Origin of the sequence: Curtobacterium sp. 8I-2 (assembly GCF_902506155.1) — a bacterium.
Lineage (GTDB): Bacteria > Actinomycetota > Actinomycetes > Actinomycetales > Microbacteriaceae > Curtobacterium > Curtobacterium poinsettiae.
In genome coordinates this window covers 2363663-2380072 of the sequence record NZ_LR732827.1, presented here as the reverse complement: position 1 = coordinate 2380072, position 16410 = coordinate 2363663, and the positions used below count along the sequence as shown (strand labels likewise).

The window sequence follows — 16410 nt, the reverse complement described above, 5'->3', positions numbered from 1 at the left end:
GACACGCCTGGGCGAACACACAGGAACGCGAGCAGGCACCATGGACTGCATGGCAAGCACCACTCCTCCCCTGCCCGGACCCGTGACCACGACACCGCAGTTGCGGCGGTGGGTGTTCTGGCCCGCCGCCGTCATCGTGCTGGGGTTCGTGGCCTTCACCCTGATCTCCCCCTCCACCGCCGAGGCGATGTTCCTCGGACTGCAGGACGGCATCGTCCAGAACTTCAGCTGGTACTACGTGCTGATCGCCGCGTTCTTCGTCGGCTTCTCGCTGTTCGTCGGCTTCAGCCGCTTCGGTGACATCAAGCTCGGCAAGGACCAGGACGAGCCCGAGTTCTCGACCGGTTCGTGGTTCGCGCTGCTGTTCGCCGCCGGCATGGGCATCGGCCTCGTGTTCTACGGCGTCTCCGAGCCCCTCAGTCACTTCGCCTCCCCGCGCCCGGGCGTCACCGGCAACGAGAAGGAACTCGCGCAGCAGGCACTGACCCAGACCTTCCTGCACTGGGGCCTGCACGCATGGGCGATCTACGTCGTCCTCGGCCTCGCCCTGGCCTACGCGATCCACCGCCGGGGTCGCCCGGTGTCGATCCGCTGGGCGCTCGAACCGCTGCTCGGCAACCGCGTCCGCGGCGGCTGGGGCAACCTGATCGACGTCATCGCCCTGGTCGGCACGCTGTTCGGTGTCGCGACCTCGCTCGGCCTCGGCGTCATCCAGATCGGCGCCGGACTCGAGAGCGCCGGCATCGCCGACAGCAGCATCGTCAGCCAGATCGCCATCATCGCGGTGATCACCGCCGTCACGATCGTCTCGCTCGTCACCGGTGTGACCAAGGGCATGAAGATCCTGTCGAACTTCAACCTGCTGCTCGCCGCCGCGCTGCTGCTCTTCGTGCTCATCGTCGGTCCGACGCAGTTCCTGCTGCGTGACTTCGTGCAGTCGATCGGCTCCTACCTGCAGAACATCGTCGGCCTGTCGTTCAACGTCACCGCGCAGCAGGGTGCCGAGGGCGAGGCCTGGCAGGGCGCCTGGACCACCTTCTACTGGGGCTGGTGGATGTCGTGGGCGCCGTTCGTCGGTGTCTTCATCGCCCGCATCTCCAAGGGCCGCACGGTCCGACAGTTCGTGTTCGGTGTCCTCCTGGTGCCGACCGCGCTCACGTTCCTGTGGTTCGCCGTCCTCGGTGGTGCGGCCATCCACCGCCAGACCGACGGTGCCGGCGGCCTCGTCGGCTCGGACGGCTCGGTCGACATCGAGGGGTCCCTGTTCGCGCTGCTCGGTGACCTGCCCGCCGGCGTGGTGCTGACCTACGGCGCGATCCTGCTCATCGGCGTGTTCTTCGTGACCTCGTCCGACTCCGGGTCGCTCGTGATGGCGATGATCGCCTCGGGTGGCGACATCGAACCGAAGAACTGGCTGCGCGTCTTCTTCGCCGCTGTGTCGGCACTGCTCGCCGTCGCACTGCTGCTGAGCGGCGGGTTGAACGCGCTGAAGACCGCGGCGATCACGACCGCGTTGCCGTTCAGCATCGTCCTGATCCTGACCTGTTGGTCGACGATCATCGCCTTCACCCGCGAGCGCCGGGCCTACGACAAGGCCGAGCGCGAGGTCCTGCTCGAGCACGTCGGCGCCTACTACGGGCTCGAGGTCGAGGCGCCCTCCGAGCGTCCCGCACGGTCCGCTCTCGGCCGTCCGTGGGCAGCGGTGAAGAGCCGCGTGCGCGGTGGCCGCGGAGCCGCGGCTCCGACGGTGGAGGCCGGTGCGCTCGAGGACTTCCCCGTGCGACCCGAGTCGATCTCGGCGGACCCGGCGGTCGACCCGAGCCTCGACGCGCGTCCGACGTCGGCCGACACGTCGGCGACGGAGCAGCCGGAGCGCTGACGCGCCGTCGACGCGACCACCTGACGGACGGGAGGCACGGTGCCAGCTGGCACCGTCCCTCCAGGCACGGCCGTCCCGCCGCTGGCGCGTCGCGCCGGTACCGGCTGCTGGGGCCCGCCTCCCGTCCGTCGTCCGTCAGGTGTCGGTCCGCGCGGACGCGACCTCGAGGGTCACGACGACCGCCGCCACGGCGAGCGCGGTGAGCGGCAGCGACACCGCCGGCACCGCGATCAACGCGAGGACGACGAGCACCAGGGCCACCACCGCGGCGTTGGCCCGCGTGGACAACGACGGCCGGATCGCGAGCGCCCAGATCGACAGCACGAACACCGCGACCGGCACCGCGACGGTCGCGGCGACCGAGGCGGACGACAGTGCGACGTGTCCGGCGTCGGCGCTGACCGCGACCTCGATGCCGGCCGGCAGCGCGCCGGCGGCGGCGAAGACGAAGAAGTGGCCGTAGCCGAACACGAGCGCGGTGGGCAGCGAGCGGATGTGCGCGTGCTGCTCGCGGGAGAAGTAGATCCACCACATCCCGCCGGTGATCACCAGTCCGCAGCCGGCGAGCGCCAGCAGGGCTCCGAGGTGCTCGGTGTGCGCGAGGGCGTCGATCACCGCACCGGCCGAGGCCACCAGTCCCTCGCCCAGGACGATGAGGGTGAACAGCGAGAACCGCTCGGCCAGGTGCCGGGTGTGCCACGGGGTCGTCCCCGTCGAGGTCTGTGCCCAGATCGGCACGGACAGCTCGGCGAGCACGAGGAACGGTGCCGCGTACCCCCAGACCTCGTCGGGCAGGGCCAGGGAGAGCACCCAGAGAAGCTGCACGACCGTGACGCCGACGGCGTGCAGGACGGCGGTGCGGCGGGAGCGGGTGGAGGACACGGCGGCGCGGATCCACTGCCCGACCAGCGCCAGCCGCATGACGACGTAGCCGATGACGCCGATCGTGAAGTCGTCCTCGACCATGGCCGCGTGCACCCCGGCGGCGAGGACGAGCACCCCCGCCATCTGCACGAAGGTCATCACCCGGTAGAGCCAGTCGTCGGTGTCGAACGACGTGGCGAACCAGGTGAAGTTCATCCACGCCCACCAGATCGAGAAGAACACCAACCCGTAGGCCAGGACGGCCGAGGTGACGTGCCCCTCGACCTCGATCTCGTGCAGGTTGGTGGCGGCGAACCCCACGGCGACGACGAACACCAGGTCGAACAGGAGCTCGAGCGGACTCGCTGCCCGGTGTCGTTGGTCGGGGTCCCGCGGCACCATCCGGCGCAGTCCGATGGTCGGCATGGGGCCAACGGTAGGGCATCCCCAGAACGCGGACTGCTGACGGCGGGACCGGTGCTGCCGATCTGTCCGGGTGCAGGCCCAGCACCACCAGACCCCGCCGTCCACGGCCGTGTACGTCGTGCGCGGCCGAACCGTTCCGACAGGAGTCCCGGTGAGCTCACCGCGTCCCGCCGTCCGTCCCAGGTCGTTCCGCCGAGCGGCCGTCAGCGCCGCAGCCGGCGCCCTGACCGTCGCCACACTGCTGGCGTCCGCCGTCACCACGGCGCACGCCGCGACGTCCGACACCCGGCGGTCGCCGGCTGATCCGGGTGCTGCGGTTGCCGCACCGCAGGGACAGCCTGGAGGCTCGTCCCGCGTCGGTCCCGCCGCCGACGGCGTGCAGGTGGGTGCCGGCTCCTACGCGCCGGCCCCGCCCGACGAGATCACCGACATCGCGGACGTGCGGAAGACGCTCGACCAGGAGCTGTACATCGATCCGTCGAAGGCCGGCGAGCCGGTGCCCACGAACCAGTGGTGGACGGACCTGCTGGTCAGCAAGTACTCCGGCGACATGTGGGCGTACCCGTTCGTCTCGTCGAACAGTGCCGCCGGCACGAAGCTCACGATCCCGACGCGGTGGAACAGCGACGGCACGGCGATGCGTCTGGAGGCACCGGTGACGGTCGGCGGGACCGTCGAACCGAGCCCGGACGCGAGCGACCGCACCCTGGCGGACTTCGAGGACGGGCTGCCTGGCGGCTGGACCGCGACCGGTGACGCGTTCACGGCAACGGCCACGGGGACGGCCGCCGGGCAGAGCGCGGTCTCCGGGTGGCTCGGCGGACGCTTCCTGAACTCGTTCAGCGACGAGGACGGCGACGGCGCGACCGGCACCCTCACGTCGCCGGCGTTCACGATCGACCGTTCGACCCTGGCGTTCCTGGTCGGCGGTGGCCGGCACCCCGACCACGAAGCCGTGCAGCTGCTGGTCGACGGCGACGTCGTGGCGAGCAGCACCGGGACGGACAGCGAACAGCTGCGGTGGGACAGCTGGGACGTCTCCGCGCACCGGGGGCAGTCCGCGCAGCTGCGGATCGTGGACGACCTGCGCGCCGGGTGGGCACACGTCCTGGTCGACCAGGTCCTGCTCACCGACGCCCCGGACGGCCTCGCCGAGCGCTTCGCGACCACGTTCCGGGCGAAGCAGGCCGACGCGCTCCGCTGGGGTGACTGGAACGTCAGCTGGCGGATGCCGCAGGACGGCCCGGGCGGACAGTACATGGACGTCACGAGCGTGCAGGGTTCGCCGTACGAGTGGTTCGAGTTCCACGGCATGACCCCGCGCCTGACCCTGCAGGACGGCGCCGAGATCACCGACGGGGACGGCGAACCGCTCGACCTGCCGGTGACGACGGACCGGTTCGAGATCCGCCAGGACGGCCACGTCTTCGGGGTGCACGCCCCCGACGACACCACCTTCACCCGGGTCGGGAACACGCTGGAGGCCTCGTCGGGCACGCCCTACCTGGTGCTCAGTGCGGTGCCCGAGCAGGGGTTGTCCCTCGACGACCTGCACCGCACCGCGTTCGCGGTCCCCCGTGACACGACGATGACGTACGCGTACGACCCGGCGGCGGCGAACGTCCGTCAGCAGTGGTCGATCCGCACCGACACGCTGCAGGGCGACAGCCACGACACCGTCCAGGGCTGGCTGCAGCACCAGTACGCCGACGCCACCACGAACCTGCGCTTCACCGGCGCCACGTACGAGACCCCGCGCGGCACCATGCGGACCACCGTCGGCCACGGCGGCTGGACCCTGGACTACGCGTTCACGGGCATGACCCCGATCGGCGCCACACCCGAGGCGGTCGGCGACGACCCGTACTCCGAGCGCATCATGCGCGAGTACCTGCACGACTACGCCGCGAAGACGACGTACGGCGGGGACACCTACTGGGGCGGCAAGGACGTCCTGCAGCTCGCCGAGTACATGACGATCGCGCGGCAGATCGGTGCCACCGAGGACGCCCGGACGCTGCAGGACACCCTCGAGCGCGCCCTGACCGACTGGTACACGTACACGGACGGCGAGGCGGAGCACTTCTTCGCGATGTACCCGACGTGGAAGGCCCTGATCGGGTTCGCCGACTCGTACGGGTCCGCGCAGTTCAACGACAACCACTTCCACTACGGCTACTTCGCGGTCGCGACGGCGATGCTCGGCCGGGTCGACCACGCGTGGGCGGCGAAGTACCAGGGCATGGCGACGCTCGTCGCGAAGCAGTACGCGAACTGGGACCGCGACGACGCCCGGTTCCCGCACATGCGCACGTTCGGGGTCTGGGAGGGCCGGTCGAACGCCGGTGGTGTGTCGTCCCCCGGCGGCAACAACCAGGAGTCCTCGTCCGAGGCGATCCAGTCCGAGGCGGGGCTCTTCCTGCTCGGCTCGGTCCTGGGCGACGACGAGATGCAGGCCGCCGGTGCGGTGCAGTACGTCACCGAGCGGGCCGCCGTCCGCGCGTACTGGCAGAACGCCCGCGGCAACCCTGCCTCGGCGTCGTACGACGGCAACGGCGCGTTCCCGGACGAGTACGAGCACGGGCAGGCGGGGATCCTGTTCGACTCCGGGCAGGCCCACGCCACGTACTTCTCCGGCGACCCCGCCTGGATCTCCGGCATCCAGTGGATGCCGATCGCCCCGTGGTTCGACTACTTCGGCTGGGATCCCGGCTTCTCGAAGGCCCTGATGGCCGAGATGATGGCCGCCCGCCCGGAGTCCATCGGGCAGGCCGGGGTCACCGACGGCAACGCGGCACGCATCCAGATGCTCACGAAGAAGTGGTGGGGCGTCGGCAGCTACGGCGACGTGAAGATCACCCGTGACCGGCCGGCCGCGATCGGCGAGCTGCAGGACGCGATCCGCGCCGTCGAGACGAACCACCCCGGGTACGTCACCCGACGAACCGCAGCGAACCCCCTGTACGACCCGGCCACCGACACCCTGCTGGTGAGCGTGGACGACGACGGACGGGTGGTGTTCCCGGACCGGTACTGGACCCCGGAGAACCTGCCCGACTCGCTGGTGCCCGCCGAGCTCGACGGCCCCACCGCCGACCGGAGGCCCCAGGACTGGCCGACCCCGTCCCCGCTGATGCCGTTCCTGGTGGACGACTTCCGCGCCGACACCCGGACCATCGACCACCTGTACGGCGTCGACCTCACCGACCACACCCCCGGCGAGGACACCGAGCACGCCGCACGGGTGTTCAGCGGCATGGGCGACGCGCTCGGCAACGTCGTCCTCGGGTTCCTCGGGCAGTACGACCCGGACACCTACGCCGACGTGCACGCCGCGCTGTGGAAGGCCGACGACCCGGCCGTGACCGGGCAGTCGATGGCCGGCCTTGTGTACCACCAGGCGATGTCGAACCGGACCGTCGGCACCGAGGTCACCGACCGGCACACCTCGGACCCGCTCAGCCAGGTGTTCCGCGCACCGGACGGCACGATCAGCTACGTGCTCGACAACCCCGACACCGTGCAGCACACGTACGACGTCTACGAGGGCACCGAGGTGATCGGCCAGATCGCGGTCCCGGCGCAGACGCAGATCACCTCGCACCTGGACGCGCGGCTCACCGAGGTGGTCGTCAGCGCCCAGGGAGCCCCGAAGACGATCGTCCCCGGTGCGACCACGACCTTCACCGCCACCGGCTACGACCAGTACGGCGCCACCGTCGCGCTGGACGACGTCACCTGGTCGACCGACACCGGCACGATCAGCGCCGACGGCGTCCACCGTGCATCGGAGCGCGCGGAGCGGGCGACCGTCACCGCCACGATCGGCGGCGTGCACGGGTCGTACGCCTTCCGGGTCGCACCGGCACCGGTCCTCACCGGGTTCGACGTCACGCCCGGCTTCGACCGGCTCGTCGTCGGGACGCCACAGCGGTTCCGTGCCGCCGGCCACGACCAGTACGGCGACCCGGCGGCCCTGCCCGCCGACGTCACCTGGTCGTACACCGGTGCCGGAAGCGCCGGGAGCGACGGCACCGTGACGACCACAGCCGCGGGCTCCGGGTACGTCGTCGCGACCGGTGGCGGTGTCGAGGGCTCGGCGGTCGTCGCCTCGGTGACGTCGATCCCCGACGCCGCAGCGGGTGCCGACGTCGACGCGAGCTCCTCGGACGGCGGCAACGTCGCCGGGAAGGCCGTCGACGGGGACCGCAGCACCCGGTGGGAGAGCGCGCACGGTGTGGACGAGGTCGACTACACGATCGACCTCGGGCGGCTGACCGACGTCGACACCGTGCGGGTGGACTGGGAGAACGCGGCCGCCGCCCGGTACGTGCTGCAGGTCCGGGACACCGCCGACAGCCCCTGGCGCGACGTGCAGACGGTCGACAAGACCACCGCCGACGCGGACACGGTGCCCGTGGGCGAGACCGCCCGGTTCGTGCGCCTGCACCTGACCGACCGCCTCACCGGGTACGGGTACTCCATCTGGGAGGTGCACGTGTCCGGCACCCCGGCGGCCTCGACCGTCGACGTCGAGGACGTGCTCGTCGCACCACGCACCACGACCGTCCGCGCCGGTGACACGGTCCGGATGGCGGCCTACGGGTTCGACCACGACGGGTTCGGCGGGCGGCTCGCCGCGGACCGCCCGGATTGGGCCGTCGACGGCGGCGGAAGTGTCGAACCGGACGGTGTCGTCACCGCAGCGGCCGAGGGCGGTGTGACCGCGACGGTCACGGCCACCGTGCCGGGAGCATCCGGGACGGCCACCGTCACGACCCTCGACGAGGCGACCGACGGTGACGACGACGGCGGAACGGCACCCGCCCGCTCTCGCGACGTGGCCGCCGGCAAGCCCGTCACCACCTCGTCGGACGAGCGCGGCGACCTGTCCGGCGGCAATGCGGTGGACGGCGACGCCCGGACCCGGTGGGCGAGCGCAGCACGCGACGGTGCGTGGTTGGCGGTCGACCTCGGGCAGGTCGTGCCGATCGACCAGGTGCAGCTCGACTGGGAGGCCGCGTGGGCCGAGGCCTACCGCGTCCAGGTCCGCGACGACGAAGACGCCCCCTGGCGGACCGTCGCGGAAGAAGCCCACGGGACCGGCGGCGAGGTGATCCACCGGCTGGAGGGCGACGACGTCACCGGCCGCTGGGTCCGGGTCGTCGCGGACCGCCGGCACACCGCGTTCGGTGTCTCCCTCTGGGACCTCCGCGTCACCTCGACGCAGGGCGAACCGATGCCGGACCTGGCACGACGGGCGACCGTGTCGTCATCGGCCGACGAGGGCGACGGCGTCCCCGCACGGAACGCCGTGGACGGCGACCCGGGATCGCGCTGGGCGAGCGGGCACACCGACGACCAGTGGCTCGCCGTCGACCTCCGCGCATCGCAGCGCCTGCACGGCGCGTTGCTCCGGTGGGAGGACGCCTTCGGACGCTCCTACCGGATCGAGGCGCGGAACGCGGGCGACGACGGGTGGACGACGCTCGCCACCGAGACCGACGGTGACGGCGGGACCGACCGGCACGACCTGGACGGCTCGTGGCGGTACGTCCGCGTGCACGGTGTCGAACGGGCGACCCCGTACGGCTACTCGCTGTACGACCTCGAGATCCGGTAGCGCCGACGCCCCGCTTCCCGCACACCTGTCCGGCGGCGACGTCGTCGCGAAGGCCTGCACGGTCCGGACCACCTGACCGCCGTCCGCAGGTTCCGGCGTCCGACTCGGTCCGAGCGGTGGACGCGACCAACCGGCGGACTGGAGGCGCGGTGCCAGCTGGCACCGGGCCTCCAGTCCGCCTGTCGGCACGACTGAGTCGTTGCAGGATCGAGACACCGGTCCGGTCCGGCGTGCGGCATGGTTGAGCCACCGATCGCGGACAGGACGGAGCGCACGGTGGAACGCGTGCGGATCGACTGATGCCGCTCGGGGAATGTGTCGCGGAGCGACCGTGCGAGGATTCGTCAACCGCACTCCCGAGGGGAACGACCACCATGACCACAGCCCGCACACTCCACTGGGTCAGCACCGTGCTCCTCGCCATGGGGTTCCTCGGCGTCGGTGCCCTGATGTACGACGCGTTCTTCGGCCCCGAAGGCGGTGGTGCGAACATCGGCCTCGGCCTCGTCCTCATCCCGTGTCTCGGATCCGGCGTCGTCGGGCTCGCACTCGGGGCAGCAGCCTTGGTCGCGACGTGGTGGGGCACCCGGGCCGAGCGCTCGCGTGCCGCGGCCCGGTGACACAGATGCCGGCCCAGTCCGCTCCGCGCCCGTGGACCCTGATCGCCGTCGTGGTGCTGGTGGGTTGGGCGCTGGTGACGGCACTGCTGTTCCCGGTCACCGGGGCCACCGAGCACGAGGGGCCCGGCGACCAGGTCTGGCGGACGTCGTCGAGTGCACTCGGTGTGCCGCTCTCGCCCGAGTGGGACGTCCTCGTCTGGCTCGCCGCACTCACGCTGGTGCCGGTCGTCGTCGTCGGGCTCGCGTTCCTGCTGCGCCGCCGACGGCCGCGCACCGCGCCCGTCAGTCCGTCGCCGGGTGGCCCTGCGCGCTGAGGTGTGCGCGGAGCACGTCACGGACGCTCGTCCACGACTGCACGCCGTAGCGGTCGTTGTCGACGTGGTGCAGCTGTGCCTGCCCGCTGAACATGCTCACGAAGTACTGCATCCCCTGCCAGGCCGGGAACGTCTCGTCCGGGTCCTTCGACAGGCGCCTGCCGACGGCGCTCATCGCGGACAGGGTCCCGGTCGTGCCGGCCCACTGCAGCCGGAAGCGCTCCCCCGTCAGCTCGCCCATGGTGCGCGCGACGTCGCGTGCGGTGACCTGGTCGCCCGCCATCTCGATCACCCGCGGAGCATCGTCGTCCAGGGCGGCGAGCGCCGTGACCAGGGCGACGTCGTCCTTCGTGGTGAAGTCGAGCACCTGGTCCGCCGACGACCAGAACAGCACGAGCCGACGGCCGAACAGGATCATCGGGGCGTCGCCGGTGAGCAGGTCGGTGAACATGCCCGTCAGGATCGAGGTCGCCCGCACCGGAGCGGCGTCGAGGTCGGCGGCGAACTCGCGTCGCAGCTCGAAGTTGCGGTTCGTGCCGGGTGCGATCCGCCGGTAGTCGGCAGAGTAGTCGGACGGGATGAACCGCCGGACGCCCGCCGCCACGGTCGCCGCGAGCAGCGCGCGCTGGGCGTCGACGATCACCGGGCGGGTCCCGCTCACGGCGGAGACCACGACGTCGGATCCGCTGACGGCCCGGGTCAGGCCGTCGTGGTCGCTGTACTCGGCGGTGACGATGTCGACCCGGGGGTCGTCCCCGAAGCGCTCGTCGGCGGTCGTGCTGCCGGGCCGGGTGAGGACCCGGACCCGCACGTCGTGCTGGGTGAGTTCGCGGACGATGCGGTGCCCGAGGTCACCGGTGGCGCCGGCGACGAGGATGGTGGTGGTCATGGGCGGGGCCTCACTGCAGTGGTGGTCGACGTGGTCGTCGTGGTGCGCCGTCGGGATCGCTCCGGGACGGCGAGGGGGTGTTCGAACGAGGGGTCGGCGTGGTCGGGTCCGGCGGGGCCGAGCCCGGCGGTGAGGGCGACGCGGGCCAGCAGCCGGCGCAGCGTCGCCTGTTCGTCGTCGTCGAGGTGCCGCATGAGCACGCCCTCGGCGCCGCGCAGGGCGGACCGCGTCCGGGCGAGCAGGGCGCGGCCGGCGTCGGTGGGGTGGACCTGCCGCACCCGCCGGTCCGTCGGAGCGGGGCGGCGCTCGACGAACCCGCCCGCCTCGAGCGCGTCGACGATGTAGGTCATCTGGGTCTTGTCGATCCCGAGGCGCTGCGCGAGTCCGAGTTGCGACGACGGGTCCTCGGTGGTGGTCGCGACGAGCACCTGGTAGCCGCGGGGCCCGCCAGGTACGTCGGCGACCGCTTCGCTGCCCAGCCGTGTGAAGCCCTGGAGCGCCAGCGGCAGCGCCCACCCGAGCTCGGATTCGATCCCCTCGGCACCCCAGTCGATCTCGGGGAGCGCATCGGTCGGCATCGGACTGTCCATGGCGCAGAACGTACCGCAACAAGATCGTCTTGCGCAAAGATCATCTGCGATCAGGACGGAGCGCATCACCCCGTTCACCATCGACGTCCCCCGGACAGAGCTCGACGACCTGCGCCGACGCCTGCTGGTCGAACACTGGTCGACGGGCTACACCGGTACACCGACCCGGTGTTCTTCAACGAGGTCGCGCGCGGCGGGCACTTCGCGATGCTCGCACAGCCGGACCTGCTCGTCGACGACGTCCGTGCGACGTTCCGCGGGCTCCGCCGAAGGCCACCGACCGCACCACCAGGAACAGGGCGTAGCCGATCATCGCGGCGCCCAGCGTCGGCACGAGCCACGCGCGGGCGTCGCCGTCGACGGCGGTGTTCACGAAACCGAGTCCGGGGATCGAGTACCAGACCCGGCCCATGACCTGCGCGGCGACGACCCGCTCGGGGTCGACGGCTGCGTTGTTGTCACCCTTGAAGGTGAACAGGCGGCGACCGTCGGCACCGACGGCGATGGCGACGACCCGGTGCGAGATCACCCCGGGCCGGTCGACCCGGATCTGGTAGGTGACGATGTCGCCGACGCCGATGTCCGCGGGGTCCACCGGGCGGACGACCGCCAGGGTGCCCGGCGGCATCCCCGGCTCCATCGAGCTCGTCAGCACGGTGAGCGGCACCGACCCGGTGATGCGCGGCACCGCGATGGCCAGCGCGGCGATCCCCACCACGGCGATCAGGAGCAGGACCGCGACCGTCTGCCCCAGCAGCCGGAGCGCGCCCGACCAGCGGGTGACCGGCGCCTGCTCCCGCTTCGGCGGTGCGGACGTCACGACGTCGATCGCAACGAGAACAGCTGGAGGCCGGACGTGCTGCAGTCGGCGACGGTCATCGTGTTGGTGCTGCCGGACCCGTTCGACGCCGTCAGGCACAGGTCGTTCCGGTTGCGGAACCGGAAGAGCCCGCTGCCCGCGCCGACCGCTTCGGCCGTCCACTTCTGGGCGCTGATGTCGTTGACGGGACGGAGCACGGCGGACCGGTCGCTCGGGGCGTCCCAGTACAGCGACGAGTTCGACGGTGAGGTGACCCGGAGCCAGGAGTCCTCGGGCGTGAACTGCCAGGTCTGGGTCGCGCTCGTCGTGCAGGACGTCGTGACGATCGGCGAGCCGGAGGCCGTCCCCCCGCTGGCGATGCACGTGCCGGTGGCGTCGTTCCGCAGGACGTAGCGGCTGGTGGCGGTGAGCCACCCGGTGGCGTGCTGGATGCCCGGCGACATCGGCGAGGCGTTGCCGCCCGTGCCGGTGGCGACCGAGCGCACGGTGTACGCGTAGTACTTCGAGACCAGCAGCCCGGTGTCGGTGAAGGACCGGACGGACGCCGGCACGACGCGGACCAGGACGCCGTCCCGGTACACGGCGTAGGAACCGATGCCGATCGTGTCCGCGGGCGCTGCCCACGTGAGCGTGATGCTGCTGTCCGTCTCGGCGGTCTTCGACGGCACGGACGGTGTGACGGTGTCGGCGATGACCTGGGCCGCGCGGGCGTGCGCGGTGCCGGCCCAGGACCCCTGTCGGGCGGTGACGGTCGCGTCGAGCGTGGTCGCGCCTCCGGACAGGTCGAAGCGCTGCCCCTGACTGACCGACGTCCGCACACAGGTCGAACGGCTGGCACCGGCAGCGAGGGTGGCGACCACGGGGGCGATCGTCGTGCCCGAACCGGTGATCGCAGCACTGGACGGAGCGCCCGAGCAGGGGTTGGCGTTGGTGGACTGCCAGATGTCGACCTGGACGGCGCTCGACAGGGCCGATCCGGCGGTCGCGGCGAGCGACAACGTGGTGGCCGCGGGCACGGACCCCGAGTTCGACACCGTGACGAGCGCGGTGCGGGTCAGCGCGTCCGAGGAGTACGTGGTGGCGAGGTCCTCGACGCCACGGATGCCGACGGCCACGGACCCGGTCGTGGCCGCGGCCCGGACGGACTGCGCCGGAGCGGTCCAGGTCGCCCAGGCAGTCCCGCCGCCCGCGAGCTCGATCGCGACGACCGCGGCGGCCGTCGCTCCGAGCAGGAGCACTCGTCGACGTCGTGTGCTGTCGGTCATGATCCTGCCTGCGTCCCGCTGATGGTGGTGGTGAAGTCGGCGCTGAGGCCCTGCTGCGAGGCGGCCGCATCCGCCGGCATCGCGACGGCGAGGCACAGGACGACGTCGGCCCCCGGCCGCAGGGTGATGCCTGCGGACCGCGGCGAGGTGGAGTCGAGGGTGCCGGACCACGTGGGGCGCACGCTGCCGGACCGGCACGCAGCCGCCGACGTCGCAGCGCCCACGGTCACCCGCAGGTCGCTGCGCACGGCGGACGCCGAACCCGACGCCGTCGTCGTGCCGGCGCGTCCCGTCGCGACACCGAGGTCGAGCGGGACGTCCCCGGTGTTCGTCGCGGTGACCACGCCGAACTCGGTGGCGCCCGGGTACAGCGGTGCAGACGGCAGCGTGAGGCTGCTCAGCGACAGGTTCGCCGAACCGGCGGTGATCGTCGCCGGCTGGGTGGACGACCGGGCGCTGAGGAGTGCGAACGTGCCACCGTCGGTCGAGATCGCGACGACGACCACGACCCCCACCGCGGCGACGGCGAGCAACGTCGCCGCCGGCCAGCCGGTCAGCGCAGCCCCTCGGCGCCGGTGTTTCACGCCTGGGTCAGGGTCACGGCGATGGCGTCGAGGTCGACCGACCCGTTCTGCATGCCGTCCTCGACACCGGCGGTGGTGCTCTTCGGGAACGTGATGGTCACCCCGACGCGGACGTCCTGCTGCGAGCCGGTCTGCCCGGTCACCGTGTACGGCGCACCGGCACCGGAGACCCCGTCACCGCTCGCGGTGAGCACGGCGTTCGCCGACAGGTACTTCGCCAGCGCGACGTCGGCGGGGGCGGACGTCGAGGTGGCCTCGACCGAAGCCGGATCGACGGCCAGGGTCGCCTTCAAGCCCTTGCCGTTCGCGGTGACGACCATGTCCTGCGAGTAGGTGACGACGTCGCCCGGCACGATCGGGTAGCCGTCCAGGGTCGAGAGCGGCGACCCACCGTTGACGGTCCAGCTCGCCGCCTGCGTGGTCGGCTTGATCGAGAGCGCACCGGCGACGATGTGGCCCCCGGCGGTCGCTGCGCTGGAGTTCCAGAGCGCGAACGTCCCGGCGCCTCCGAGCAGGAGTGCGACGCCAGCGGCGCCGATGATCGAGGCGGTGATGATCTTCTGCATGGTGTGCTCTCTACGACGTCGAACGTCGGATACGCGTCGACCGTGTCCAGGCGAACAGCTCGATGAGCTGGTGGCAGCCGGCCCCTGGTGAGGGGGCGGCGCATCGACCGAGGGACGTGGTGCTCGACCTGCTGGGAGTGGCAGGTGCAGGAGACGAACCCTGCGAGCAGTGACCGGCCGACGGCCGACCTTGCTGCTGCGCTGAGTATGACATGACAACGACCCACGTGCCGAACTGCGCGGAGGCACAGGCGGACTGACAGCTTGACGGTCCCTCATGGATATGCAACGGTCCGCCGCCCCTTGTCGGCAAGTTCAGATAAAGCTACTCTCCGATAGTGCGAATATCCGAACTTGCCCGAGCGTCGTCGACGCCGGTCACCGCCGTCAAGTACTACCAGCGCGAGGGCCTGCTGCCCCCTGGTGAGAAGTCCGCGCCGAACCAGACCGCCTACGACGACCGGCACGTCGAGCGGGTCCGGCTCGTCCGGGCACTCCTGGAGACCGGCGGGCTCTCCGTCGCCGTCGCGAAGCAGGTCCTCGCCGTGCTGGACGCCGAGACGGCACCGCTGGCCGAGGTCTTCGCCGTCGCCCAGTACGCGATGACCACCCCGCGGTCCCCCGAGTCCGCGGCGACGCCGGAGGCACGTGCCCGGATCGAGGAACGGGTGTCGGCCGCCGGCTGGTGCGCGACGTCGGACAACCCGGGACTCGAGACCGCGGCGCGGGCACTCGACGGGCTGCGCACCATCGGGTTCGACGCCCCGGACGACTACCTCGACGCCTACGTGTCGGCAGCGGCGAGCGCGGCACGTGCCGACGTCGCCGCGCTGCAGCACCGCGACGGCCGGACCGCGATGGCAGAGCTGATGGTGATCGGCACCGTCCTCGGTGATCCGCTCTTCGCGGGACTCCGGCGCCTGGCGCAGCAGGACGCCACCCACGACCTGTTCCCCGTCGCCGACACGGACGAGGCCGGCGCATGAGCGCGCCAGGCCGGATCGCCGCCGTGCGCCGAGCGGTGGCGTGGCACCCGGCACTCATGGCCGTGGCCGGCCTGATGGTCGTGGCCACCGCGGTCTGCGTCGTCGGCCTCGTCGTGGACCCCCGGACCATCCTGGGGGCACCAGCGTGGGCGAAGCCGCTGAAGTTCTCGCTGTCGATCCTGCTCTACGCGGTCACCTGGGCGTGGCTCATCGCCCACCTGCCGAAGTGGCGGACGCTCGCTCGGCGGCTCGGCACCGTGGTCGCCGTGGCCCTGGTGGTCGAACAGGCGCTGATCGTGTGGGCCGCCGCGACCGGCACGACGAGCCACTTCAACGTGTCGAACAGCGTGCACGTGGTCGTGTGGGCGGTGATGGCGGTGGCGATCACGACGCTCTACCTCTGCACCTTCGTCACCTCGATCGCCCTGTTCTTCCTGCGCCTGCCGACCCCGGCGCTGACGATCGCCGTCCGTGCCGGTGCCGTCATCGCACTCGTCGGCATCGGGGTCGCCTTCCTGATGACCGGCCCGACCCCCACCCAGCTCACTGCTCCGGACGGGATCGTCGGCGCCCACACGGTGGGGATCGCGGACGGCGGCCCAGGGGTGCCGCTGCTCGGGTGGAGCACCGTCGCCGGTGACTACCGGGTCGCCCACTTCGTCGGCATGCACGCCCTGCAGGTACTCCCGCTGGTCGCGCTCGTGCTCGCCGCCGCCGGTCGGCGCCTGCCGTGGCTGGCAGACCAGACCACGCAAGTGCGGATCGTGGTCATCGTGGCGGTCGCATGGGCAGCGGGCACCGTGCTCCTCACGGTGCAGGCCGCGGTCGGACAGTCGGTGGTCCACCCCAACGGCGTGGTGGCAACCGCGGCGTGGGCACTCGTGCTGCTCGCCGCGGCCGCGAGCGTGACCGTCCTGTTCCGCGCCTGCACCGCTCCGGTGGGGCGACTGCGCTGACGGGTCGCGGGCCGGACGACCCCACCGG

General features: G+C 71.7%; 13 protein-coding genes. 6 read left to right on the top strand and 7 right to left on the bottom strand.

Annotated features, from left to right (window positions below; all coding sequences use genetic code 11):
* Positions 1 to 49 precede the first annotated feature (49 nt).
* A complete protein-coding gene (locus BOSE127_RS15045; RefSeq protein ID WP_228501053.1) occupies positions 50 to 1879 on the top strand; it encodes a BCCT family transporter in 1830 nt (609 codons plus the stop codon).
* Positions 1880 to 2014: 135 nt separating this feature from the next.
* On the opposite strand, the gene BOSE127_RS15040 is transcribed toward BOSE127_RS15045, so the two are convergent.
* A complete protein-coding gene (locus BOSE127_RS15040) occupies positions 2015 to 3169 on the bottom strand; it encodes a low temperature requirement protein A (RefSeq protein WP_201300459.1) in 1155 nt (384 codons plus the stop codon).
* Positions 3170 to 3320: 151 nt separating this feature from the next.
* On the opposite strand from BOSE127_RS15040, the gene BOSE127_RS15035 reads away from it, so the two are divergent.
* The 3 genes from BOSE127_RS15035 (at position 3321) to BOSE127_RS15025 (ending at position 9726) form a co-directional block, all read left to right on the top strand.
* On the top strand, positions 3321 to 8792 hold the full coding sequence (locus BOSE127_RS15035; RefSeq protein ID WP_159557857.1) for a discoidin domain-containing protein: 5472 nt from the start codon (positions 3321 to 3323) through the stop codon (positions 8790 to 8792).
* A gap of 374 nt (positions 8793 to 9166) precedes the next feature.
* Positions 9167 to 9412: a hypothetical protein gene (locus BOSE127_RS15030; RefSeq protein WP_159557855.1), complete on the top strand. Its 246-nt coding sequence runs from the start codon at positions 9167 to 9169 to the stop codon at positions 9410 to 9412.
* Complete coding sequence (locus tag BOSE127_RS15025) at positions 9409 to 9726, top strand: hypothetical protein (RefSeq protein ID WP_236559568.1); 318 nt, start codon at positions 9409 to 9411, stop codon at positions 9724 to 9726. The genes BOSE127_RS15030 and BOSE127_RS15025 overlap by 4 nt, the downstream gene beginning before the upstream one ends.
* Here BOSE127_RS15025 and BOSE127_RS15020 read toward each other — a convergent pair.
* From BOSE127_RS15020 to BOSE127_RS14995, 6 genes are all read right to left on the bottom strand, one after another.
* On the bottom strand, positions 9695 to 10615 hold the full coding sequence (locus BOSE127_RS15020) for an NmrA family NAD(P)-binding protein (RefSeq protein WP_159557853.1): 921 nt from the start codon (positions 10613 to 10615) through the stop codon (positions 9695 to 9697). The genes BOSE127_RS15025 and BOSE127_RS15020 overlap by 32 nt on opposite strands.
* Positions 10612 to 11205 carry a MarR family winged helix-turn-helix transcriptional regulator gene (locus BOSE127_RS15015; protein WP_159557851.1) on the bottom strand — a complete coding sequence of 198 codons (594 nt, stop codon included), beginning with the start codon at positions 11203 to 11205 and terminating at the stop codon, positions 10612 to 10614. The genes BOSE127_RS15020 and BOSE127_RS15015 overlap by 4 nt, the downstream gene beginning before the upstream one ends.
* Before the next feature lie 175 nt (positions 11206 to 11380).
* On the bottom strand, positions 11381 to 12025 hold the full coding sequence (locus BOSE127_RS15010) for a signal peptidase I (RefSeq protein WP_052481905.1): 645 nt from the start codon (positions 12023 to 12025) through the stop codon (positions 11381 to 11383).
* Positions 12022 to 13290: a ricin-type beta-trefoil lectin domain protein gene (locus BOSE127_RS15005; RefSeq protein ID WP_159557850.1), complete on the bottom strand. Its 1269-nt coding sequence runs from the start codon at positions 13288 to 13290 to the stop codon at positions 12022 to 12024. Before BOSE127_RS15005 ends, BOSE127_RS15010 begins: the two co-directional genes overlap by 4 nt.
* Complete coding sequence (locus BOSE127_RS15000) at positions 13287 to 13874, bottom strand: hypothetical protein (protein WP_159557848.1); 588 nt, start codon at positions 13872 to 13874, stop codon at positions 13287 to 13289. The genes BOSE127_RS15005 and BOSE127_RS15000 overlap by 4 nt, the downstream gene beginning before the upstream one ends.
* A complete protein-coding gene (locus tag BOSE127_RS14995) occupies positions 13871 to 14440 on the bottom strand; it encodes an alternate-type signal peptide domain-containing protein (protein WP_056071124.1) in 570 nt (189 codons plus the stop codon). The genes BOSE127_RS15000 and BOSE127_RS14995 overlap by 4 nt, the downstream gene beginning before the upstream one ends.
* A 338-nt stretch (positions 14441 to 14778) precedes the next feature.
* On the opposite strand from BOSE127_RS14995, the gene BOSE127_RS14990 reads away from it, so the two are divergent.
* Positions 14779 to 15426, top strand: coding sequence for a MerR family transcriptional regulator (locus BOSE127_RS14990; protein WP_017886941.1), 648 nt, complete (start codon positions 14779 to 14781; stop codon positions 15424 to 15426).
* A complete protein-coding gene (locus BOSE127_RS14985) occupies positions 15423 to 16382 on the top strand; it encodes a hypothetical protein (protein WP_175470794.1) in 960 nt (319 codons plus the stop codon). The genes BOSE127_RS14990 and BOSE127_RS14985 overlap by 4 nt, the downstream gene beginning before the upstream one ends.
* Positions 16383 to 16410: the final 28 nt, after the last annotated feature.